The organism is Mesonia phycicola, assembly GCF_900141885.1.
In the GTDB taxonomy this organism is placed as follows: domain Bacteria; phylum Bacteroidota; class Bacteroidia; order Flavobacteriales; family Flavobacteriaceae; genus Mesonia; species Mesonia phycicola.
Genome location: NZ_FQYY01000001.1, coordinates 74,055 through 97,340 on the forward strand (window position 1 = coordinate 74,055; position 23,286 = coordinate 97,340).

Consider the following 23,286-nt stretch of genomic DNA (forward strand, 5'->3'; position numbering starts at 1 on the left):
CAAACAAAGAGTAAATTATGCGTTTAACTTTTTTATTAAGTTAAGTGCAGAACCTTCTTTATACCAATCTATTTGATTAGAATTGTAAGTATGATTAGTTTTAATCACATCTTTAGTACCATCTGAATGAACAATTTCTACAGTAAGAGGTTTCCCTTCAGCAAAGTCTTTAAGATCTATAAAGTTAAATGTATCATCTTCTTGTATTAAGTCATAATCACTTTCATTATCAAAAGTAAGACCTAACATCCCTTGCTTTTTAAGATTTGTTTCGTGAATACGTGCAAAAGATTTAACGATAACCACTTTAACCCCTAAGTGTCTTGGCTCCATTGCTGCGTGCTCTCTTGAAGAACCCTCTCCGTAGTTATGGTCACCAATTACTACTGTAGGTATTTTTTTCTCTTTATACTCACGTTGTGTATCTGGCACACCTCCATACTCTCCTGTCAACTGACTTTTTACAAAGTTAGTTTTCATATTAAATGCATTAACAGCACCAATTAAACAGTTGTTAGAGATATTATCTAAATGCCCTCTATAACGCAACCAAGGTCCTGCCATAGAAATATGATCTGTGGTACATTTACCGTGTGCTTTAATTAATAATTTAGCACCTAATAAATTTTCACCATCCCAAGGTTCAAACGGAGTTAATAACTCTAAACGCTCACTATCTTCAGCAACTTTAATTTCTACGCCACTACCATCTTCCATAGGAGCTACATAACCAGCATCTTCTACTTCAAAACCATTAGTCGGTAATTCAATTCCTTTAGGTTCATCTAACATTACTTCTTCTCCATCTTCGTTAATTAACTTATCACGAGTAGGATCAAAATCTAGACGACCAGAAATTGCTATTGCTGCTACCATTTCTGGAGAACCAACAAAAGCGTGAGTATTAGGGTTACCATCTGCACGTTTAGAGAAGTTACGGTTAAAAGAGTGTACTATTGTATTTTTCTCTTCCCCTTTACGGTCACTTCTATCCCACTGCCCTATACAAGGTCCGCAAGCATTAGTAAATACCGTAGCATCTAAATCTTCAAATATTTTTAATAATCCGTCACGATCTGCAGTATATCTAATTTGCTCTGATCCTGGATTAATACCAAAGTCTGATTTTGGTTTTAAGTTTTTATCTAAAGCTTGTTGAGCTATAGAAGCTGCTCTTGTTAAATCTTCATAAGAAGAGTTAGTACAAGAACCTATTAGTCCCCAATCTACATTAATTGGCCAATCATTTTCTTTAGCTTTTTCTTTCATTTCTGAAATAGGTGTAGCTAAATCTGGAGTAAATGGTCCGTTTAAGTGAGGTCTAAGCTCTGTTAAGTTAATTTCTATAACTTCATCAAAGTATAATTCTGGATTTGCATAAACCTCATCATCACCAGTTAAATGCTCACGTACCTCGTTAGCTGCATCTGCAACATCGTTACGGTCTGTAGCTCTTAAAAAGCGCTCCATAGAGTCATCGTAACCAAAAGTAGAAGTGGTTGCTCCAACTTCTGCTCCCATATTACAAATGGTACCTTTACCAGTACAAGACATAGATTTAGCACCTTCGCCAAAATATTCAATAATAGCTCCAGTACCACCTTTTACAGTTAAAATACCAGCTACTTTTAAAATTACATCTTTAGCGGCAGTCCAACCATTAAGTTTACCGGTTAATTTTACACCAATAAGTTTAGGGAATTTTAACTCCCAAGGCATACCTGCCATTACATCTACTGCATCTGCACCACCAACACCAACAGCTACCATACCTAAACCACCAGCGTTTACTGTGTGAGAGTCTGTACCAATCATCATTCCGCCAGGGAAAGCATAATTTTCTAAAACTACTTGGTGAATAATACCTGCTCCTGGTTTCCAGAAGCCAATTCCGTATTTATTAGATACAGAACCTAAAAAATCAAAAACCTCGTTACTGGTCTCGTTAGCTCTTTTTAAATCTTTTTTAGCACCTTGCTTAGCTTGAATTAAGTGATCACAATGTACTGTAGTTGGAACTTCTACTTTTTTCTTTCCAGCTTGCATAAATTGCAGTAATGCCATTTGTGCCGTTGCATCTTGACAAGCAATTCTGTCTGGTGAAAAATTAACGTAGTCTTTTCCTCTTCCGTAAGCTTTGTCAGCTTCTACATCCCAAAGGTGAGAATAAAGGATTTTTTCTGAAAGTGTTAAAGGTTTACCCACAACTTCACGTGCTTTACCAACACGCTCCGCCATTTGAGCATAAACCTTCTTGATCATATCAATATCGTATGCCATAGGTCTTATTTGTTTTTTGAACGTCTACGAAATTACGAGTTTTTATTGTAAATGTAAAATATTCACTAATTAGCGTGAAAACCATAAAAAAATCTAAAAAAAATAGACTTTCTTTAAAATATTACAAATATCGCAAAAAATAAAATTATTTTTGAGAAATCCGTAATCTAAACGATGTAGATTATTAGATTATCAATTTTAAGAAAAGGATTTGAAGCTCAACTAGATAAAACGTCTATAACGTTATAGGAAAAAAGTATAATTTGATTTGATTCTAAATAATTTACAGTAATTCTGCTATTATTTTTTCTTCTGTTAAGCCTTCAGCTTCAGCTTTGTAGTTTTTTATAATTCTATGACGAAGAATTCCTTCTGCAACAGCTTTTACATCTTCTATATCTGGAGAAAATTTACCTTTAGTGGCTGCATTAGCTTTTGCTGCTAATATTAAGTTTTGAGACGCTCTTGGCCCTGCTCCCCAATCTATAAACTCTTTTACTATAGCTGGAGCAAACTCTCCATGAGGTCTAGTTTTAGCTACCAATTTTACAGCATATTCTATTACATTATCTGCAACGGGTATTCTTCTTATTAATTGCTGAAAATCTACTATTTCTTGAGCAGTAAATAATGGATTAATAGTGATTTTATGATTGGCGGTAGTGCTTTTTACCACATCTATTTCTTCTTGAAAAGTAGGGTACTGAAGAAATATAGAGAACATAAACCTATCTAACTGAGCTTCTGGTAATGGGTAAGTACCTTCTTGCTCAATAGGGTTTTGTGTTGCTAATACAAAGTATGGTTTTGATAATTGGTAATTTTTACCAGAAACTGTTACTGTTTTCTCTTGCATTGCCTCTAAAAGTGCAGCTTGAGTTTTAGGTGGCGTACGGTTAATCTCATCTGCCAAAACTATATTAGAAAAAATAGGACCTTTAATAAATTTGAAATTTCTAGTGTCATCTAAAATTTCTGACCCTAAAATATCACTTGGCATTAAGTCTGGTGTAAATTGAATTCTTTTAAATTCTAAACCTAATGCTTGAGATATGGTATTTACCATTAATGTTTTAGCCAAGCCTGGCACTCCAATTAATAAAGCGTGACCACCTGCAAAAATAGATAGTAAAATTTCATTTACTACCTTATCTTGACCTATAATCTTTTTTGCAATTTCTTTTTTAAGACCTGCATATTTACTTACTAATTGCTCTACCGCCTTGACATCTGACATAAGTTATCTTTTTAGTTTTTTAACCAATTACTATTAAAATCACAATCTCTATAAATACCGTTAATTTTAACGTAGGTTTCACTAATTTTTTCTGTCTGCCATTCTTCAATAGCATTAAATTGTTTTTCTCTTAAAGCTAACTCTTTAATTTTAGTGTAATCTTTAGAGTAGTCTGCAATATGTTCTGGGTAACGCTCTGTAAGGGTTATAATTTTAAAGAATTTTTGTCCTGTTCTGGTTTGATCCATCAATACTAAAGAAACTTCTCCTTTCTTTAAGTTATTTACTTTATCATAAATTAATGGGTCTATATCTGTAAGTTCAAAACGTGTATCTCCAGATTGTGGGTTAATTAATTGCCCTCCATCTCCTCTAGTTTCTTTTTCTTCAGAATATTTTCTTGCTGCAGCATCAAAAGTTATTTTACCGCTAACAATTTCTTCTCTAATCTCTGTTATTTTAGTTTTTGCAGCTTCTACAGTTGCTGATGTAACTTGAGGTATCATAATAATATGACGAATGTCTAATTGTTGTCCTCTTATTTTATCTAATTGAACAATATGATATCCAAATTGAGATTTAAAAGGTTTGCTTACCTCTCCCTCTCTTAAACTAAAAGCTATTTGTTTAAAATCTTTATCTAGAGGGTCTTCTCTAGTTATAGTCATTTGCCCACCTTTAGAGCTAGTAGCATCTTGAGAATATAAAACTGCTTTTGTAGCAAAGCTAGAGCCTTCATTTACAATATCATTTCTAATATCATTAAGTTTTGCTACTACTTTATCTTCTTCTTCTTTTGGTACCTCTGGTTTAATTACCAATTGTGCAATTTCTACCTCATCTCCAAATTTTGGACGCTCGTCTTCTGGTATTTTATCAAAGAAAACTCTTACTTCTTCTGGTGTAATTTCTACGTTTTCTATTATTTTTTCTTGCATTGCACTAGCAAGTCTTCTTTCTTTATTTATTTTAAAAAGCTCATCTCTTAAGGCTTGCTCGTCTTCTTTTCTATAAAACTCTAAAAGCTTATCTAAACTACCTATTTGACTTACCATTCTAGATAATTGCTGATCTGACATACTTGTGATTTCTGCATCACTTACAAATATAGTAGAATCTAATAATGCGTGGTGTGCGTAAAGTTTATTCTCCATTATTCTACCTGCTAATTGGCAGTTAGAAATTTCACTAGAAGATACTCCTTGTACTTCTGCATCTTCTCGCATTTTGGTTATATCACTATCTAAAATTAAATAATCACCAATTACTGCTGCAATACCATCTGCTTTTCTTCTAACAAAAGGTTTTACAGAGTCTATTTTTTTTTCTATTTCTCTAGTAAGGTTATCTTTATCTGTAATTACTAGCGTAGAATCTTGTTGTGTAATTTGTGCATTTGCTGCGGTAAGGCTTATAAATGCAAATGCTAATAAGTATAACTTAGTTGTAAATTTCAAATTTATTATTTTTTAGTGCGTCTTTAGTAATCTCTTTTTCAAATTCTTTTGATAGCTCAATCTTTCTTCTATTGAGTATAATTTGCTTTACGGTTGGTTTAGCATATTCAAAAGGTGCATTTTTATTTCTAAATAAAACTTTTTCAATTTTAATCAAATATACGCCTAAAGAATCTGCTTGTTGCAAAAACTTACCATCTTTTAAAAATTCTTTACTTTCATCTTGGTTAAGTATTTCTAATTGTTTGTAAAAATTTTTGCCGGTTACCCAAACAGAATCGTTTAAAGAAAATGCCTTAAACTTTAAGGTTTCTTTTTCTAAATCAAGTTTATCTTCTTTATTAAATCGGTTAAATTTTGTTTTTATTACCTCTAGATTTGGATAATTTTTATTTAAATAAATGTATCTAAACTTAACTAAATCTTGATTTAATTTAAAATTGTTACCATTTTCATTAAAATATTGAAGCAGTTTTTCTTCTTGTATGAAAGTATCTATTTGTTTAGACAATATCAAGTCTTTATACGCTGCGGTATAAAGCTCTGATCTGTAATCTTTCACCATTTTATCAAATTCTTTCTGCTTTTCTATAGGCAAGTTAAATTTTGCTTGATCTAACAAAAGCTGATCTGTTGCCCAATTTTTTATATAATTAGATACAAATAATGCGCTATCTTCTTGTGTTAAATTGTTTGGTAATAAATTTACAAGATCTTCCTTGTATAAATAAGATTGGTTTACTCTAGCCAGCGGTTCTCTTGTTTCTGTTTGCTGAAAATAGCTACAACTTGCAATAATAAGTATGGTAGATAAACTGAGTATGTAATTTTTTAGTCTACTCAAATTCTTGTTTTAATTTTGATAATACTTCTTGATTTACCTGTATGGTATGCTTGGCTTTTAAACTGTTTATCCAGTTTTTTTCTAACTCTGCTTGGTATTTAGATACTACTTGACCTCTAGCTTCTTCAAAAGATAGTAATTTGGCTTTATTAATATGATCTAATTGAATTACAACAAACATGCCATTATTTTGGTACAATTTACTAACGCCTTTTTTTGCTTTAAAATTGTTTGGCAAAGCACTATCTGTAGGAGTAAATTCTCCTGAATTAAAAATTACGTCTTGGTAAGCCTCTTCTACCTCTTGTAATTCTTTCTTTTTTAAGTCTTTTCTTACACTTTTCATTACAGCTTTATTTGCTGCAGAAGCAATAGTACCATTATAAGTAATTGGACTTTTAAACTCTGATTGATGTTGGTTATAATAATTTTGTAGAGCTACAGAATCACTTTTTGCTGCATTCCATACTTTTTTCTCCATCAAATCAAATAACAACAATCCGTTTCTATATTCTTCTATTACATTAGCATAATCTGGATCTACATCTTCTAAATTATCTCTGTGATAATCTCTGTAAAAATTATTTTTAAAATCATTATACCAATCTATTAGTGCTTCTGTATTGTTTTTATACCCTGAAGATTGTTTTTGGCGTTTTACTAGATAGTTTGCAAAATCTTCATAAGTTTTACCTTCTTGTTTGATGGCTATCAAATTTTTCTTCGGAAGATTTTTAAGGTTAGCTACCTCTATAGGTTCTTTAGAAAAATCTACTTTTAAATTGTTTTTAAAGTAAGACAAACTTGCATCATCTTCTATTAAATTATAAGTACTTTTTATACGTGCTAATACTTCAGACTCTATTAACTTAGACCTGCTGTCTTGTTTAATATCTTTTTCTAACTTAAACTTCTCTTCTTCAAAACTACCTACAACATCTTTTTCTATAAGTTTTATAATATGCCAACCAAACTTAGTTTTTATTGGCTTAGATATTTGATTAGGCTCTGTTAATGCAAATGCTGCATTTTCAAATATTTCTGAGTTAAGTCTCCCTCTAGGAAACGGACTTAATTTACCTCCATTTACTGCAGTATTTTTATCTGCACTATATTGTTTTGCTAAATCTTCAAACAAAGCTCCTTCTTGAAGTTGTTTGTATAATTGATTTATTTGTTTTTCTGCTGCTGCATCATCATTTTTAGATTCAATCATAATGTGTGCAATAGTCACCATTCCCTCATCTTTTCTTCTACCATTCACTTTTATTAAGTGGTAGCCAAAACTACTTCTTACTGGCATAGAAATTTCACCTATTTTAGTATTATAAGCACCACTCTCAAAAGGGTATACCATATTAAATACGCCAAACCAACCTAAATCTCCTCCGTTAGATTGAGCTGAAGGGTCTTCAGAGTATTTTTTTGCAATTTCTGCAAAAGATTGATCTGTATTTAAAAGCTCTGTTCTAACCTTAATTGCTTTCTTGTATGCAGCTAAAGTATCTGCTGGAGAAGCATCTGATTTAAGCATAAATAAAATATGACTTGCATTAACTTCTTCTTTTAATCTTGCATAAGCTTCTTCTAATAATTGAGTAGAAGCTTCACTTTGATTAATAAATTTTCTGGCTAATTGCTTCTTGTAGATATTATATTCTCCCTTAAAAGTAGGTAATGTGTCTAGTTTTAGCTCTTCTGCCTCTAGAACTTTTAATTTGTAATCTATAAATAAATTTAAATATTCATCTACATCTCTATCTTCTTCTTCTTCAATTAAAGATAGATTTTTAGAAAAAACCCTACTAAATTCTTCAGCATAAACAGGTTGACTATCAATAGTTAACAACACATCTTTAGATTGCTGTGCAAACAGGTTAATTGCTACAAATAAACAAGGTAACAGTAAAAAAAGTTTTTTCATTTTTTCTATTTTAAGAAGTGCTCAAAAATAAAAAATTATAAAGGTTTTACAAGCTATTATTTAACGCTAAAATTTTAAATTAAGTATAATAGCTTAGTTTTTAAACATTCCACTTAAATACTACTATATTATTAAGTATCTTTCTATAAAAAAATATGACAGAAGAAGATAAAAACTTTATGAGAAGAGCTATTTCTTTAGCTCAAGAAGGAATGAATGCAAATGCTGGCGGACCGTTTGGTGCTGTTGTAGTTAAAAATGGAGAAATTATTGCTGAAGGTTACAACAAAGTAACTTCTACCAACGACCCGACTGCGCACGCAGAAGTAACTGCTATTAGAAAAGCTTGTGAAAATTTAAAAACATTTCAATTAGACGATTGTATTTTATATACCTCTTGTGAACCTTGCCCTATGTGTTTAGGCGCTATTTATTGGGCTAGATTTAAAAAAGTATATTATGCGTTAGAGCAGACAGATGCCGCTACAATTGGTTTTGATGATGCGTTTATTTATAAAGAAATAGAATTACAACCTGAAAACAGATCTATACCTTTTGCTGCTATTTTAAGAGAAGAAGCTTTACCCGTTTTTCAAGAATGGGATAAAAAAGAAAATAGAACTAAGTATTAAGATTTTAATTACAGAGAGTTAATTTCTCTACCCCATTGATCTAAACTTTTTAAAATTTGTTCTAACGACGCTCCTTTTTTAGTTAATTGGTATTCAACTTTAGGAGGAACGGTAGCGTAAATTTTTCTTGATACTAAATCATCTTTCTCTAACTCTCTAACTGTTTGTGTAAACATTTTGTTAGAAATATTGGGTATTTTTTTTTGTAATACTCCAGATCTTAAAGCACCATCTAGTAAATGAAAAAGTACTAACGGCTTCCATTTAGTACCAATTAAATTCATGGTTTTGTTAAGAGGACAATAAATTTCATTCATCATAAAAACGCAAATTATTAATAATCAACATATAACTCTTTTAGTAACCTATATAACATTTAGGTAACTTATTGTTTAGCAACCAAATATAAACTAGTTTTGCTCATATAAAAATTAAATTATGAATAGAAACGAAACATATCCAAAATCATTTTCTCACATAGGTATAACTGTACCCAACATTAAAGAAGCTGTAAAATTTTATGCTGAAGTTATGGGTTGGTACGTTATTATGGAGCCATCTGTGGTTAAAAAAGAAAAAGAAACCGCTATAGGCCAAATGTGCATAGATGTTTTTGGTGAAGATTGGGAAGAATTTGAAATTGCACATATGTCTACCTCAGATGGTATTGGTATTGAGCTTTTTTCTTTTCCGCACGGAGTAAAAGAAGCCCCAGAATTTAATCCGTTTAATACAGGATTATTTCATTTTTGTATTCAAGATCCAGAAATTGAAAAACTTATAGAAAAAATTGTTGCTGCAGGAGGTAAGCAACGTATGCCTATTAGAGAATACTACCCTAATGAAAAACCATACAAAATGTGTTATGTAGAAGATCCATTTGGAATTGTATTTGAAATTTACACGCATAGTTATGAGCTTACCTACTCTTCTGGAGCGTATGCTAACTAATACAAAAACAGGCTTTGCAATTAATTACAAAGCCTGTTTGTTATTATATATTATGGTAAAAAAAATAGAATTACACAATATATTTATATATATTAGAGTTACATAAATACTAACATCTAACTACTTGTTATTATGAAAAATACCATAAAAATTTTATTATTAGTATGCTCCGTAAGTTTATTTGCATTTACCACTCCTCCTACAGAAAAAACAATTAAAATTGTTATAGATGCTGGTCACGGTGGCAAAGATGCAGGTTCTTATTCTGAAGAAATTTCTGAAAGTCAAATAGTTTTTAATATTACCCAAAAGATTAAAGAACTACATCAAGATAAAAATGTAGAGATTTATTTTACGAGAGATAATAATGAATTTATTTCTTTAGAAGAAAGAGTAGAATTTATTAATAATATAAAGCCAGATTTAGTATTATCATTACACACAAATGCTTCTAATAATACCACAAATACTGGTTTCGAAATTTATTTTACTAAAAATAATAAATTCAAAGACCAGAATTACAACTTTGCCAGTAAACTAGCAAGTCACTTGGCATTTCAAAACACATCTTTAGGAAAGGTTTCTATAAAAAATGCTAATTTCAAAATAATAAAAGATAGTAATGCTCCAGCTTTATTGATAGAGTTAGGATTTTTATCTAATCCTGATGAAAAACACTTTTTAAATTCTGAAGAAGGACAGCTTGAAATAGCAAATACAATTCTTACGTTTATAGAGAAATAATAATAGTTTACAAAAAAACAGAAAGTCCTGAAAACAAAATCAGGACTTTTTTTATTTATTAATCAATACTAAAGATCTCTTTTCTTTCAACCTAAATCTTAATAAAAGTAAAGAACTAATAGAAAGAGAAACAATAATAATTATTGCTAAAGGCAGCATACTTGGGCCTGTAAATTTGCTAATGATAAAAGAAGCAATGGCACCAAATATCATTTTAAAACTTCCTACTAAGGCAGATGCCCTACCAGCTCTTTTTGTAAATGGAAATAATGATAATGCGGTTGTATTAGGGTTTTGAAAACCAAGTAAAAATAAAATAAGAAACAGTATAATAATAGTGGTATAAAAATTAGCTACCCAAAAACCATTTATTAAAAACAATATTGCCAATGCAACTAGAAGGTAACTAATTTTTAAGGTAATATTAAACGTAGTATCATGTTTTAGTACTAATCTGTTTAGTTGACTACCAATAATTAACCCAGCAGCATTCATACCAAACAACCAACCAAATTCTGTTTCAGATAAATGAAAATTATCCATAAATAAACTTGGTGCATTACTTATATAAGCAAACATTGCCCCAATTGTTAAACTTCCTGCTAGAGAAAAAGTAAAGAATATTTTATTTTCTAAAATACCTTTATACTTTAAAAAAACTTGTTTTACGTGTAATTTTACCGTTCTATCTGGCTCTATACTTTCTGGCAAAAATTTGTAAACACTTATAAACATTAAACCAGCAAATACAGCTAAAATTAAAAAAATACTATGCCAAGAAAAGTGCGTAATTACTATTCCGCCTATTGTAGGTGCAATTATAGGAGCGCCACCCATTATTAACATTAAAAAAGACATTGCTCTTGCTACTTCTTGTGGCGGAAAAATATCTCTCACTACTGCTTTAGAAGCTACCATCCCTGCAGATGAGCCTGCTGCTAAAAAAAATCTAGAAATAATTAACCAATAAAGATTAGGAGAATAAAAACAACTTAAAGCAGCTATAATATAAATTACTAAACCTATTAGTAATGGTTTTTTTCTTCCAAATTTATCCATTATTGGCCCATAAGCCAATTGGCCTAAAGCAATACCAATAAAATAACTAGTTAAAGAAAAACCTACTTGCGCTTTTGTTGTAGTAAACTCTTGCGCTATACTTTGAAAACTTGGCAAGTACATATCTATAGAGAAAGGCCCTAAAGCTATAAGTGTACCTAGTACCAGTAATATTATTTTTTCTCGTTTTTTGTCACGAATTGTAAAGTCATGCTGCATTATGCAAATTTCGGATAACCCGAATTGATTTGCACAACTAATATTTTTTTTAACAATTTATTAGTATTTAACTACCTAAGAGAGTACAAGTAATTTAATAATTAAATTTAAACTGATATAGTTGTTAGCTTACAAAGCTTTCAAGTGCATATCTTTTCTTTGGGAAGACTCTCTATCTCTAAATTCACACTTTAGTATTACTTGTTTTTTAATGGTATTATTTTCTACCGATGGGTTATTCATTTCTTCTAAAATAATTTTCATTATTTCTTCTCCCATTTCTTTGAGCGGTTGATAAACGGCAGAGATACTTGGCTTAAATAATTTAAATAACACTTCATCATCATAAGTATAAATACCTATTTTATCTAATAGGTCTGAAAAATTATCTTTTAAAATTTCTATACCTAATCTTGCTAAGTAACCAGTTGCAAAAAATATTGCATCGTACTCTAGTGTTGCTAAAGCCTGTTTTAATTTATTTTCTCTATTTCTTAATGTTTTATCTTCAAATGGTAGTTGTAATATGTATTCTTTTAAATTGTTTTCTTTCACTACTGTTTTATAACCTTCTAATCTACCTACAAGTTGTGTTTGATTGCTTTGCGGAGTTATAAATAATATTTTTTTAAAACCATTATCTATTAACTTTTTGGTAACTGTTTGCGATGTAGAAAAATTTTCTGTAACAACGAAATTAGAATTTATATCTTTAAAATACCTATCTATTAGCACCAATGGAAACTCATCATCTATTAACTTCTGTACTTCGTTTTGTACATTAGGAGAAGGCGCTAAAACAAAGCCTGCAATATTACGATCTCTAAAAAGGTTTATAAACTTAATTGTTTTATCATCTCTATTATTATTACTGCAAAAGATTAAGTGATAACCATTTCCGTGAGCTATTTCTTCTATAATTCTTGCTAGTTTAGAATAAATATTTTCAACAATAACAACTATTATTTTAGATTTTCCAGTTCTTAAAGTTTGAGCTAAGAGGTTGGGCCTATACCCTATCTCATCACAATATTCTTTAATTTTTTTTGTTTGCTTTTCTGAAATTCTTTTTTCTTCTGCTTTTCCGTTTAAAACAAATGAAACAGTTGCTATAGATACCCCCATATCTAGAGCTATACTTTTTAAAGTATGTCTTTTATTGACACTCATAGTAAATTTCTTTGATTATAAACTAAACAGTAATAATTACATAAAAATATACATTTAATCTTATTTTTTAACGTTTAAACTATATTTTTTACAAAAAAAAAGGATTGCTATAAAGCAACCCTTTTATATAAATTATTTTTAAGTATTATTAAGCAGATACTTCTTCTTTACTTTCTATAGCTGCTAAGTAACGTTCTGCATCTAAAGCAGCCATACAACCTGTACCTGCTGCAGTTACTGCTTGTCTATATTCTTTATCTTGTACATCTCCACTAGCAAAAACACCTGGTAAATTTGTTTTTGTAGATTTACCTTGTGTAATTAAATAGCCATCTTCGTGCATATCTAACTGGCCTTTAAACACCTCTGTATTAGGTTTGTGCCCAATAGCAATAAATAGTCCTGTGATGTTTATTTCTTCTTTTTCTCCAGTTACGTTGTTTAAAATACGTAAACCTTCTACTACTTGTTCTCCTAAAACCTCATCTACTTGAGAGTTGTAACGTAGATCTATATTTTTAGTATTTGTTACTCGGTGTTGCATTGCTTTAGACGCTCTCATTTCGTCTTTTCTTACCAACATAGTTACTTTAGAACAAATATTTGCTAGATAAGTAGCTTCTTCTGCAGCAGTATCACCTCCACCTACAATAGCAACTTCTTGGTTTTTGTAGAAAAAGCCATCACAAACTGCACACGCAGAAACACCACCACCTCTTAATCTTTGTTCACTAGGTAAGCCTAAATATTTAGCAGTTGCCCCTGTAGAAATAATTACAGTTTCTGCTTCTACCCAAGTAGAGTTATCTATACAAGCTTTGTGTATACCTCCAACTTCTTTACTAAATTCTACCTCTGTTACCATCCCTATTCTTACCTCTGTACCAAAACGCTCTGCTTGCTTTTGAAGTTGCATCATCATAGTTGGTCCATCAATACCTTCAGGGTAACCAGGGAAATTATCTACTTCTGTAGTTGTGGTTAATTGCCCTCCAGGCTCCATCCCTGTATACATAATTGGTTTTAAATCTGCTCTAGATGCATATATTGCGGCTGTATAACCTGCAGGCCCAGAACCTATTATCAAACACTTGATACGTTCTAATTTATTGTCTGACATAATTGTTTCATTTTTAGAATTGTAAATGTAATAAGTTTCATAAAAAACTACCAATAAAAATCTTGAAGACTTTGTTATATTACTATAAAGAAAAACGATTTATAGGTTTTAAACATATAATTTATAGAGTAAGGCTTGTGCATCTTATTATTTTGATAAATTTGCTATAAATTATTTAGAAGATGAGTAAAGAAGAATTGATTTCTAAACTTGAAGAAAAATACAACGATTTAGGTGAGAATACAGAAACTTACCTAAAAGGATTACTTCAAGCTAAACCTATTAATTATTGGGATTATATTCAAGTAGATACTTTACTTTCTTTACAGAAGCCCCGTACCAATTTTAAAGATGAAGAAATCTTTATAATGTACCACCAAATAACAGAGTTGGTTTTAAAATTAATGATTCACGAGCTTAAACAACTCACAGGCGACCATAACCCTACTGAAGCTATTATTATTGAAAAGGTTTCACGCTTAAGAAGATATACTAGTATGTTAATGACTTCTTTTGATGTGATGAGATTTGGCTTGAATTATGATGATTATAATACTTTTAGATCTACTTTAGCTCCTGCAAGTGGTTTTCAAAGTGCTCAGTTTAGATATTTAGAAATCTATACTACTCCATTAATTAATTTAATAAACGAAAAAGGGAAAAGTAGATTAACAGAAAACCCTACTACAGAAGATTATTTTAGTAATATTTACTGGCGTGATGCTGGATATAATAGAAAGACTGGGAAAGAGACATTAACTTTACGTCTTTTTGAAGAAAAATATTTAGATAGTTTTATTTCTTTAGCTAAAAAAATAGAAGGTAAAACGTTAGCAGATAAATTTCTTCAATTTAAAAACCCTTCTGAAGAGCTTAAGAAAGCAATGAGAGATTTTGATCATTTTTATAATATTGAATGGCCAATGGCTCACTTAAAAACAGCTCAACACTACCTTGATAGTAAAGGAGAAAATAAAACTGCAACAGGAGGCTCTGAATGGAAAAAATACCTGCACCCAAAATATCAGCAAAGAAAATTTTTTCCTTTTTTATGGACAGAAGAAGACATTGTTAACTGGGGGAGTGAAACAGAATAATTTCTACCACAAAAAATGCAGTTAACAAAAAACGGCTCAAAAATAATTTTTGAGCCGTTTTTTGTTAACTGCATATTTATTACAAATCAATATCTCCTTTACCTTCTCTAATAATTTCTGGTGTATCTGTTGTTAAATCTACTACAGTAGATGCTACATTATCTCCATAACCACCATCTATTACTAAATCTACCAACTTATCCCATTTTTCTAAAATTAACTCTGGGTCTGTTGTATATTCTATCACCTCATCTTCATCTTTAATAGAAGTAGAAACAATAGGGTTACCTAACTTATTTACTATAGCTTGGCAAATAGAATTATCTGGAACACGTATACCTACTGTTTTTTTCTTTTTAAATACAGATGGCAAATTATTGCTTCCTGGAAGAATAAAAGTATACGGCCCTGGTAAATTTCTCTTTAAAATTTTAAACGTACTATTATCTATCTGTTTTGCATATTCTGATAGATTACTTAGATCTTCACAAATAAAAGAAAAGTTAGCCTTATCTAACTTTACTCCTTTAATTTTTGCAATTTTTTCTAATGCTGAATTATTAGTAATATCACAACCTAAACCATACACGGTATCTGTTGGATAAATTATTAAACCGCCTTTTTTAAGTACACTTACCACCTTTGCTATGTCTTTAGCATTGGGATTTTCTTCATAAATTTTAATCAACTCTGCCATGGTTTTCCTTTTTTTGAAAAATTACGAAAAAATAAAAATATATGCTTCCAATTAAATTATAAATTAAGACGCAACTCTTCAAATAACTGAGTAGCGGCTTTAAAAAATTCATTCTTAATTTTGTTTTGTTTTAATTGTGCACTTATTAATTTATTTTCTCTAGAGTTTATTAAAAAAATAGAACTCTCGCCTACTTCAAACAAACGTTTTTCAGAATTTACCATTACCTCACTATCATCTACAATAGTTTGCACAATTTCTATTTGCTCTTGCAAACTCACAATTTCTGCTTCTATAGATTTTACTTTATTGGTTAATTTCCATTCTTGTTGGCTCAGTTTATATTCTGTATTTTCTCTTTTTACTTTTGCCAAACGTAGTTCTCCTCTTTCTTTTCTTAAAAATAAAGGAAACTTTACTTTAACCCCAGCTTTGTAGTTACTCGTGTTTAAATAGTTTAATTGATCTACTTCTGATGTAAGAAAATTATATTGTACATCTATAGTAGGTAAAAGATTATTTTTACTAAGTTTTATATCTAAATCATAAGACTCTAAATCATACTCTAAAGATTTTAACTCTGGATGATCTTCTAGATTTTCTGCATTACCCAAATAGTTTTCTATCCCTAAACTATTTAAAATACTTTCTTTAGTAATAAAAGGTGTTAAATTATCTTCTAATTCTACGGGTACATCATCTATCCATAAATAATTAGAAAGTTTTAATTTTGCCTTTTGCAATTTTAATGATGCTTGTGATAGATCTAACTCACGAGTTTTTACTGTTATTTTAGTTTCTACGGTATCTATTGCAGGAGTTTCTCCTAATTCACTAGATCTAGAAATACCTTGATAACGCACTTTAGCATTCTCTAAAAACTCAGTGTACACTTCTTTATTATCAAAATAATATTTCCAATCTGCGTATGCTTTGGCTGCTTCAGCAAGAATACTATTTATTAAAATATCTCTTTCTAATTCATTTTTATTCTGAAGTATTTTAGCTTGTCGTAAAGCATTCATTCTATCATTATAAAGTAATCCCTTGGCAAGTTTTATACTTACCCCTGCACTCCACAAACCATCTTCTGGTGTTGTGTTTTGAGGGTTTAGGTAATACCCATCATTTTGCTGATAGTCTGCCTTTACATCTATACCGTACCAAGTTGGTATGGTAAAACTACCATCCCAAAGAGAATAATATTCTGTACCATTAAAGTTTTTTTCTTTTACACCTCCTTCTAATTTAGGATCAAAAGAACCTCTTGCTTTTAGTAACTTTGCTTCTGCTTCAGAGAGTTTTAAATTTGCTTGAGCTACAACAGGATGGTACTTTTTTACCATTGCCAAAAACTCTTCTAATGAGAAATTTTTATTCATTTCTTGAGATTGTACTGTAACATTAACCCCAAGTAATAATAGTATTATTATTAACTTTCTCATATTAGGATTTTGTTTTTCCTTTAGCTTCCTTTTGTTGGGTTTTATCGTAATAATTTGGAGGAAAACCATTTAACTTTCTCCAAATTTCAAACCAAATTGGCACATCTTCTAACAAAGCTAAAGTTCTTGCTCCAGAACCAACACGTAAGGCATCTGGCCATTGATGCTCTGCATTAGGTTCTGGTTTTAGTAAAATTCTATACTTACCATTATCACTTATAAAACTTTCTATAGCTACTACTTGTGCGCCGTAAGTACCGTAAGAGGCATTAGGCCAACCACTAAAAACAATTGCAGGCCAACCATCAAATTGTACACGAACGTGGTCTCCTATACCTATTAATGGTAAATCTATTGGTTCTACGTAAGTTTCTACAGCTATTTCTATATTAGAAGGCATAATATTTACTAATTTTTCTCCTTCTTTAAAGGTTTCTCCTAAACCAGAAATAATGGCTTTGTTTATATACCCACTTTGTGGTGCTCTTACAAAATATAAGCCTTTTCTTATTTCATAATTACTTAAAGAGTTTTCTAGCTTACTTACTTGTGCTTCTGCATCAAACTTAGAGGAAACGGTAGATGAAATATCACTCTCTATTTTACTTATTTTATTAGCATACTCAGCCTCAATACGGTTAATCTCCATTTGTGCATTAAGCAGTTCATTTTTACTAGTTAGTAGCTTGCTTTCTAGATCTATTACTTTTGCTTGACTTTCTTGTAGTTTAGATTGTTTAATTTCAAAATCTAGTCTAGACTTTAAACCTTCTTCTAATAAAGATTGTGTACGAGTATATTGTTTTTTTGCAATAGATAAATTTACCTCTGCTGCAGTTAAAGAAATACTATCACTAACTATTTTTAATTTGGCTTGCTTGAGTTTATTTTTGGTTTGTTCCATTTTTAAAACTCGCTCTTTTCTTGCAGAACCTAACTGGTTTTTTAAAGCATCTGTTTTTTGCTCATAAGCTTTTACTGAGTTAGATTTAGATGAAATTTGATCTCCTGTTCTCTCTATAAGTTGCGGATCAAAATAATCGTTTTTAATTTCTGAAATTTGTAAGATTGTATCTCCTTTTTCTACAAAATCTCCTTCTTTTACATACCATTTTTCAATTTTACCAGGAATAGGTGACTGTATAGTTTGTGGTCTTTGGTCTGGCCTTAAGGTAGTAACATACCCATTGCTATTAATAGTTTGCGTCCACGGAAAAAATAATAGTATTAATAAAAAAATACTGGTACCTAATATAATTCTAGAAAGTAAGTGATGTATATTTTTATTTACTATCATTGAGTATGCGTTAAACTTAGAAAAACGCGTATCTCTTTCAAGTTCATTATTTGTTAAATTTAGCATTTTGTAAGTTTAGTTTAAATTAACGGCTTTCATTCTACTACTAGCTGGTTCTTTACTAGCTAAAAGCATAGTTATTTCTTGTTCTCTAGCATACTCCATTAATACCTGAATATCTTCATCTGAAAAAATAAACTCTTCTTCAATTAATAAAAGTTCTGGTTTTTTTAACAACACTCTAATTAAACAAATTTTTTGTGTTAGCGTATGGCTTAACATTCTAGTGCCTGGATATACGTAGGTATTTACCGTATCTGGCAAATTTTTAATTTCTTCTAATACTTGAAAATTCTCTAGTAAATCATACACAGATTTTTCGTCTATTTCTGCATTATTTAAAGTTATGTTTTGCCAAATAGTACCATCAAAAAGATAATTACTATTAAGCACCAAGCCTATTTTACTTCTATATAAATCTAGATTTACGCTAGAGATTTCTTTTCTATCTAAATAAATTTTTCCATTGGTAGTTTTTTTCATTCCTCCTAAAAAATGAAAGAGGTCATAAATTTGTAAATGACTACCTACTATATTTAAAAGTTCTCCTTTATCTATGTGTAGATCGTTAATTTTAGAATAGTTAATCTCTAATTTCTCTGTATTTATTGGAAAAATTGATAAGTCTTTAGAATTACCTTCTGCTTTTCTGTCTATTTTTTTAGAGCTTACTTCATCTATTTTTTCTACTGCTGTAACTACATCATAAAGAGTTTCTAAACTAAAACCTATTTTATCTATAGAGTTAATAATTAGTAGAATTATAATTTCTGAAGCAACAAATTGCCCTATATTCATTTGCTGATTTAAAACTAACAAACCACCAATAAGTAGTAACCCTAGAGTAATAATCAACTTAAAACCAACCATTTGCTTAAACTGATTTTTCACAATTTTAAAGTGTGCTTGTCTATACGTTAGGTATTGCTCTACTAATTCATTATTTTTCTCTTGCTCATACTCATTAGAAGTATTTTTAAAAGTTTTATAATTAGAAGCTACTTGCTGTATCCAGAAGGCAATTTTATATTTTGCTTTAGACTCTTTAATACTAGTATCTACCGCCTTTTTTAAACTTAGTTTAAAAAAGATATACAGTAAAACAACTAACAACATCCCTAATGCTATAAAAAACGGATGGTAAAATGAAAGTAGTAACAACCCGAAGATTATTTGAATTACTGCTGCAGGAAAATCTAATAATAATTTCTCCATTCCCTTTTGAAGTGTTAACACATCAAAAAATCTATTAGAAAGTTCTGGTGGGTATCTGCCTTCTAACTCACTCACTCTCATTTTAGGGAATTTGTATATAAAATCAAAAGATGCTCTAGCAAAAATCTTCTCTTCTATATTTTCTACAATATCTAATTGCAGTACTTGCAATACTCCTACAAAACCTACACCAAGTGTTACTAATACGGTTAGTAAAATCCAAGAACTAGAAACTTGAGCTCCTTGTAGTAAGTTAATTATGGCTTGAATACCTAATGGTAAAGTTAGGCTTATAAGTCCGGCAAAAATGGCGTAATATAAAACTTGAAGTATATCTTTACGCTCCAGTTTTAAAAGGTTAAATAGCTTTGCCCAAGGTGATATAGAATTCATATTTATTTTAGGGAGTTGAAAATTAAGTTTTGAAAAAATTTGGTTATTGGTTCTTCGTCTGTCTCTTTAAAGTCTGATAAATGTTTAAAGTGTTGATGTAAAAAATTTTGTTTTAAAGCTCCTTGTATTACTGTGTTAGATAGTGTTAACGGATAGCAGTAACTAGGGTTATAGTTTAATATAATTTTGCTAAGCCTCTCTACCAATCTTCTATAGATTATAAAATAGCCATTTTCATTTTCTTCATCTACATCTTTGGTATGAAATGCTTTAGAGTATTCTTGCACAATTATATAATGAAGCTCTTCTTCATTTATAAAGCCAAAAGTTTCGTCTCTTCTTGGAGTTTCTGTAATAGCGATTATGGCTCTTTTTAAAACATCTTCTTTATCTTCTATATTATTGGTTCTAAAAACTAATTTATACTCTAACCAACCCCAATACCATGATATTAAATACAGCATTAGCATATGCTTGTTTTCAAAATAACGGTATACAGAACTCTCATTAGAGTTTATTTTTTTAGCTAATTTTTTAAAGGTGAATTTTTCTAAACCCTCTTGCCTTATTAATTGTATAGAGTATTCTAATATTCTTCTTCCCAATTTTGAAGATTGAGGATCTTTAATGTAGATTTTCTCTGGTATGGTTAACGTTAAACTTGAAAGTATTGTGCTCATCTATAAAATTTTTACTCACAAATTTAAAAGTAATACTTTCATTTTAATTTTCAGCATAAAAAAATAGCTTTAAGATATTTTAACACAAAAGCTATTTATTCATCTGAATTTTAATCACTTATTCTCTCTCTACTTCATCTTCTAACTTTAATACAGAGCTACCATCTTTTTGCTTAATTAATAAGGCTTTATTGCCTTGTTCTCCTTTTCTGGTAACTTCACTACCGTTAATGGTTTTGGTTATTTTTTTACTGTAGGTTTTTTCTACTTTACCTGTAGCGGTACCATTACCCCATTTCCATTTCACATTGCTTCCTTCTTTTATCATCTTTTTTTAAATAAAAGATAAGAAGACAAATAATAACCGTATACTTAAATAACAGTATTTTAACGAGTTACTAAAGTACTTTTAGCTTAGCAAATCGTAATAACAGTTTTCTCATTCCTCCGTTTTCAAAATCTATTTCAGCTTTTTTATCTTGCCCTACACCTTCTATACTTAATACTTTCCCTTTACCAAAACGCATATGATCTACTTCTTGCCCAACTTCTAGCTGAACTAAATTAGTATTGGTTTTTGCTACAGATGGAGCGTCTACTGGCCTCAATCTTCTTAGTTTTTGAAGTTCAGATTGAGTTGGTTTGTGCGCTGGTGGCGGTGTACCTTTTTGGGGTTTATTTTGCCTAAATTTACTTTTATCTACTTCTCCAAAAATATCATTATCTATTAAAGGTTTGTATTTATAATCATCTTGCGGAATCATATAATCTAGAAACTGATCATCTATTTCATCTATAAATCTACTAGGCTCAGCATCTATTAATTTACCCCATCTAAATCTAGATTGTACATAAGTTAAGTAAGCTTGTTTTTCTGCTCTGGTTAATGCCACATAAAACAAACGTCTTTCTTCTTCTAACTCAGACCTTGTGTTCATACTCATTCCAGAAGGAAACAAATCTTCTTCTAAACCTACAATATACACGTACGGAAATTCTAGTCCCTTCGCTAAGTGAATAGTCATTAATGCTACTCTATCTTCATCTGGAGTTTCTTGATCTAGATCTGTCATTAAAGCTACATCTTCTAAAAATTCTGCTAGCGTACCATTAGCATCTGCTAATTCTTTTTGACCATCTACAAAATCTTGAATACCATTAAGCAGCTCTTCTATATTTTCTATTCTTGCTACCCCTTCTGGTGTACCGTCTTTTTTTAATTCTTGCAGCAGACCTGTTTTTTTAGCAACTGTCTCTGCTACTACAAAGGCATCTTGTTGCTGAGCCATTACTGCAAAACTTTTAATCATATTACTAAAGTTTTTCAGCTTTGCTTTAGTACCACCATTTATTTTAAGGTCTATTCTATCTATATTTTCTATTACTTCAAAAATAGAACGCTTGTAATGGTTGGCTGCTAATACTAGCTTATCCATAGTAGTAGCACCAATACCTCTAGCAGGAAAATTGATTATTCTCTTTAAAGCTTCTTCATCATTAGGGTTTATTAGTAACCTTAAATAAGCTAAAACATCTTTAATTTCTTTACGTTGGTAAAATGAAAGTCCTCCATAAATTCTATACGGAATGTCTTTTTTACGCAAAGCATCTTCCATTGCACGACTCTGCGCATTGGTTCTGTACAAAATAGCAAAATCTCCATTTTGTAACTGATGTTCCATCTTATTTTCAAAAATAGAGCTAGCTACAAATCTACCTTCTTCTCCGTCATTTAATAAACGGTTTACTACAATTTTTGGTCCATCATCATTAGCCGTCCAAACAACTTTATCTAGTTTAGTTTTATTCTTGTCTATAATAGAGTTTGCTGCCTCTACTATATTTTTTGTAGAACGATAGTTTTGCTCTAGCCTATACATTTCTACATTATCATAATCTTTTTGAAAATTTAAAATGTTATTAATATTTGCTCCCCTAAAGGCATAAATACTCTGCGCATCATCACCAACCACACAAATATTTTGAAACTTATCACTTAATGCTCTAACAATTAAGTATTGAGAGTGATTGGTATCTTGGTACTCATCTACCAAAATATACCTAAATCTATTTTGATATTTTTGTAATACATCTGGAAATCTATTTAATAACTCGTTGGTTTTCAATAATAAATCATCAAAATCCATTGCTCCTGCTTTAAAGCATCTTTCTACATAATTTTGATAGATTTCTCCTAAACGCGGACGTTTAGCCATGGCGTCTGCCTCTTGTAACTCTCCGTTTTGAAAGTAAGCTTTTACGGTTATTAAACTGTTTTTATAAGAAGAAATACGAGAGTAAACTTGTTTATATTTATATACATCTTTATCTAAGCTCATTTCTTTTATAATAGCAGAAATTAAACGCTGAGAATCTTGTGTATCGTAAATGGTAAAATTAGAAGGATAACCTAGTTTATCTGCTTCCATTCGTAGAATCTTGGCAAAAATAGAGTGAAATGTTCCCATCCATAAGTTTTTTGCCTCGCTACTCCCTACAATAGAAGAAATACGATGCTTCATCTCTCTTGCTGCTTTGTTGGTAAAGGTGAGAGAAAGAATATTAAAAGGATCTACCCCTTGACTCATTAAATAAGCAATACGGTAGGTTAATACTCTAGTTTTACCAGAACCGGCACCAGCAATTACAATCATTGCTCCATCTTTTTGTAATACAGGAGCTCTTTGCGCATCATTTAATTCAGCTAAATAATTTTCCAAGTCATCATCATTTTAGAGGCGTGAATTTACCATTTTTTACTAAAA

Annotated in this window: 20 protein-coding genes; 4 read left to right on the forward strand and 16 right to left on the reverse strand. The window is 30.5% G+C overall.

The genetic code is table 11. The features are described 5' to 3' along the window. Window positions 1-15: 15 nt before the first annotated feature. The 5 genes from BUC03_RS00385 to BUC03_RS00405 all read right to left on the reverse strand — a co-directional run bounded on the left by BUC03_RS00385 (window position 16) and on the right by BUC03_RS00405 (window position 7,742). A complete protein-coding gene (locus BUC03_RS00385; RefSeq protein ID WP_073147095.1) occupies window positions 16-2,280 on the reverse strand; it encodes an aconitate hydratase in 2,265 nt (754 codons plus the stop codon). Between the two features lie 283 nt (window positions 2,281-2,563). Beyond that, window positions 2,564-3,517 carry an AAA family ATPase gene (locus tag BUC03_RS00390; RefSeq protein WP_073147097.1) on the reverse strand — a complete coding sequence of 318 codons (954 nt, stop codon included), beginning with the start codon at window positions 3,515-3,517 and terminating at the stop codon, window positions 2,564-2,566. Between the two features lie 11 nt (window positions 3,518-3,528). Further along, entirely contained in the window at window positions 3,529-4,974 is a 1,446-nt protein-coding gene (locus tag BUC03_RS00395; RefSeq protein ID WP_234971584.1) for a peptidylprolyl isomerase, read from the reverse strand. Further along, window positions 4,958-5,818, reverse strand: a complete 861-nt coding sequence (locus BUC03_RS00400) for a peptidylprolyl isomerase (protein ID WP_073147101.1) — start codon at window positions 5,816-5,818, stop codon at window positions 4,958-4,960. Before BUC03_RS00400 ends, BUC03_RS00395 begins: the two co-directional genes overlap by 17 nt. Next, on the reverse strand, window positions 5,811-7,742 hold the full coding sequence (locus tag BUC03_RS00405) for a peptidylprolyl isomerase (protein ID WP_073147103.1): 1,932 nt from the start codon (window positions 7,740-7,742) through the stop codon (window positions 5,811-5,813). The genes BUC03_RS00400 and BUC03_RS00405 overlap by 8 nt, the downstream gene beginning before the upstream one ends. 155 nt (window positions 7,743-7,897) lie before the next feature. Here BUC03_RS00405 and BUC03_RS00410 point away from each other — a divergent pair, with 155 nt between their 5' ends. Beyond that, window positions 7,898-8,374 carry a nucleoside deaminase gene (locus BUC03_RS00410; protein WP_073147105.1) on the forward strand — a complete coding sequence of 159 codons (477 nt, stop codon included), beginning with the start codon at window positions 7,898-7,900 and terminating at the stop codon, window positions 8,372-8,374. 8 nt (window positions 8,375-8,382) lie between these two features. Here BUC03_RS00410 and BUC03_RS00415 read toward each other — a convergent pair whose 3' ends face one another. Continuing rightward, window positions 8,383-8,694 carry a winged helix-turn-helix transcriptional regulator gene (locus BUC03_RS00415; protein WP_073147107.1) on the reverse strand — a complete coding sequence of 104 codons (312 nt, stop codon included), beginning with the start codon at window positions 8,692-8,694 and terminating at the stop codon, window positions 8,383-8,385. Window positions 8,695-8,812: 118 nt separating this feature from the next. Here BUC03_RS00415 and BUC03_RS00420 point away from each other — a divergent pair, with 118 nt between their 5' ends. After that, window positions 8,813-9,325: a lactoylglutathione lyase family protein gene (locus BUC03_RS00420; RefSeq protein ID WP_073147109.1), complete on the forward strand. Its 513-nt coding sequence runs from the start codon at window positions 8,813-8,815 to the stop codon at window positions 9,323-9,325. A gap of 132 nt (window positions 9,326-9,457) precedes the next feature. After that, the gene (locus BUC03_RS00425; RefSeq protein WP_073147111.1) at window positions 9,458-10,069 is read left to right on the forward strand and encodes an N-acetylmuramoyl-L-alanine amidase family protein; all 612 of its coding nucleotides are present in this window, start codon (window positions 9,458-9,460) and stop codon (window positions 10,067-10,069) included. A gap of 51 nt (window positions 10,070-10,120) precedes the next feature. On the opposite strand, the gene BUC03_RS00430 is transcribed toward BUC03_RS00425, so the two are convergent. From BUC03_RS00430 to trxB, 3 genes are all read right to left on the reverse strand, one after another. Then, window positions 10,121-11,347, reverse strand: a complete 1,227-nt coding sequence (locus BUC03_RS00430; protein WP_073147113.1) for a multidrug effflux MFS transporter — start codon at window positions 11,345-11,347, stop codon at window positions 10,121-10,123. Window positions 11,348-11,476: 129 nt separating this feature from the next. Further along, window positions 11,477-12,517, reverse strand: a complete 1,041-nt coding sequence (locus BUC03_RS00435) for a LacI family DNA-binding transcriptional regulator (protein ID WP_073147115.1) — start codon at window positions 12,515-12,517, stop codon at window positions 11,477-11,479. Window positions 12,518-12,665: 148 nt separating this feature from the next. Further along, the gene (trxB, locus tag BUC03_RS00440; protein ID WP_073147976.1) at window positions 12,666-13,637 is read right to left on the reverse strand and encodes a thioredoxin-disulfide reductase; all 972 of its coding nucleotides are present in this window, start codon (window positions 13,635-13,637) and stop codon (window positions 12,666-12,668) included. 182 nt (window positions 13,638-13,819) lie between these two features. Between trxB and BUC03_RS00445 the strand changes: the two genes are divergently transcribed. Next, window positions 13,820-14,734 carry a tryptophan 2,3-dioxygenase family protein gene (locus BUC03_RS00445; protein ID WP_073147117.1) on the forward strand — a complete coding sequence of 305 codons (915 nt, stop codon included), beginning with the start codon at window positions 13,820-13,822 and terminating at the stop codon, window positions 14,732-14,734. Between the two features lie 79 nt (window positions 14,735-14,813). Here the strand turns inward: BUC03_RS00445 and BUC03_RS00450 are convergent, their stop codons facing one another. The 7 genes from BUC03_RS00450 to BUC03_RS00480 form a co-directional block, all read right to left on the reverse strand. Then, window positions 14,814-15,431: an L-threonylcarbamoyladenylate synthase gene (locus BUC03_RS00450; RefSeq protein ID WP_073147119.1), complete on the reverse strand. Its 618-nt coding sequence runs from the start codon at window positions 15,429-15,431 to the stop codon at window positions 14,814-14,816. 56 nt (window positions 15,432-15,487) lie between these two features. Next, window positions 15,488-16,876, reverse strand: a complete 1,389-nt coding sequence (locus tag BUC03_RS00455; RefSeq protein WP_073147121.1) for a TolC family protein — start codon at window positions 16,874-16,876, stop codon at window positions 15,488-15,490. A 1-nt stretch (window position 16,877) separates the two neighbouring features. Then, window positions 16,878-18,239: an HlyD family secretion protein gene (locus BUC03_RS00460; RefSeq protein WP_073147123.1), complete on the reverse strand. Its 1,362-nt coding sequence runs from the start codon at window positions 18,237-18,239 to the stop codon at window positions 16,878-16,880. A gap of 9 nt (window positions 18,240-18,248) precedes the next feature. Further along, the gene (locus BUC03_RS00465) at window positions 18,249-19,841 is read right to left on the reverse strand and encodes an ABC transporter transmembrane domain-containing protein (protein ID WP_073147125.1); all 1,593 of its coding nucleotides are present in this window, start codon (window positions 19,839-19,841) and stop codon (window positions 18,249-18,251) included. A gap of 2 nt (window positions 19,842-19,843) precedes the next feature. Beyond that, window positions 19,844-20,521, reverse strand: coding sequence for a TetR/AcrR family transcriptional regulator (locus BUC03_RS00470; protein WP_073147127.1), 678 nt, complete (start codon window positions 20,519-20,521; stop codon window positions 19,844-19,846). Window positions 20,522-20,639: 118 nt separating this feature from the next. Beyond that, entirely contained in the window at window positions 20,640-20,849 is a 210-nt protein-coding gene (locus BUC03_RS00475) for a hypervirulence associated TUDOR domain-containing protein (protein WP_073147129.1), read from the reverse strand. Window positions 20,850-20,919: 70 nt separating this feature from the next. Further along, a complete protein-coding gene (locus BUC03_RS00480; protein WP_073147131.1) occupies window positions 20,920-23,241 on the reverse strand; it encodes an ATP-dependent helicase in 2,322 nt (773 codons plus the stop codon). Window positions 23,242-23,286 lie beyond the last annotated feature (45 nt).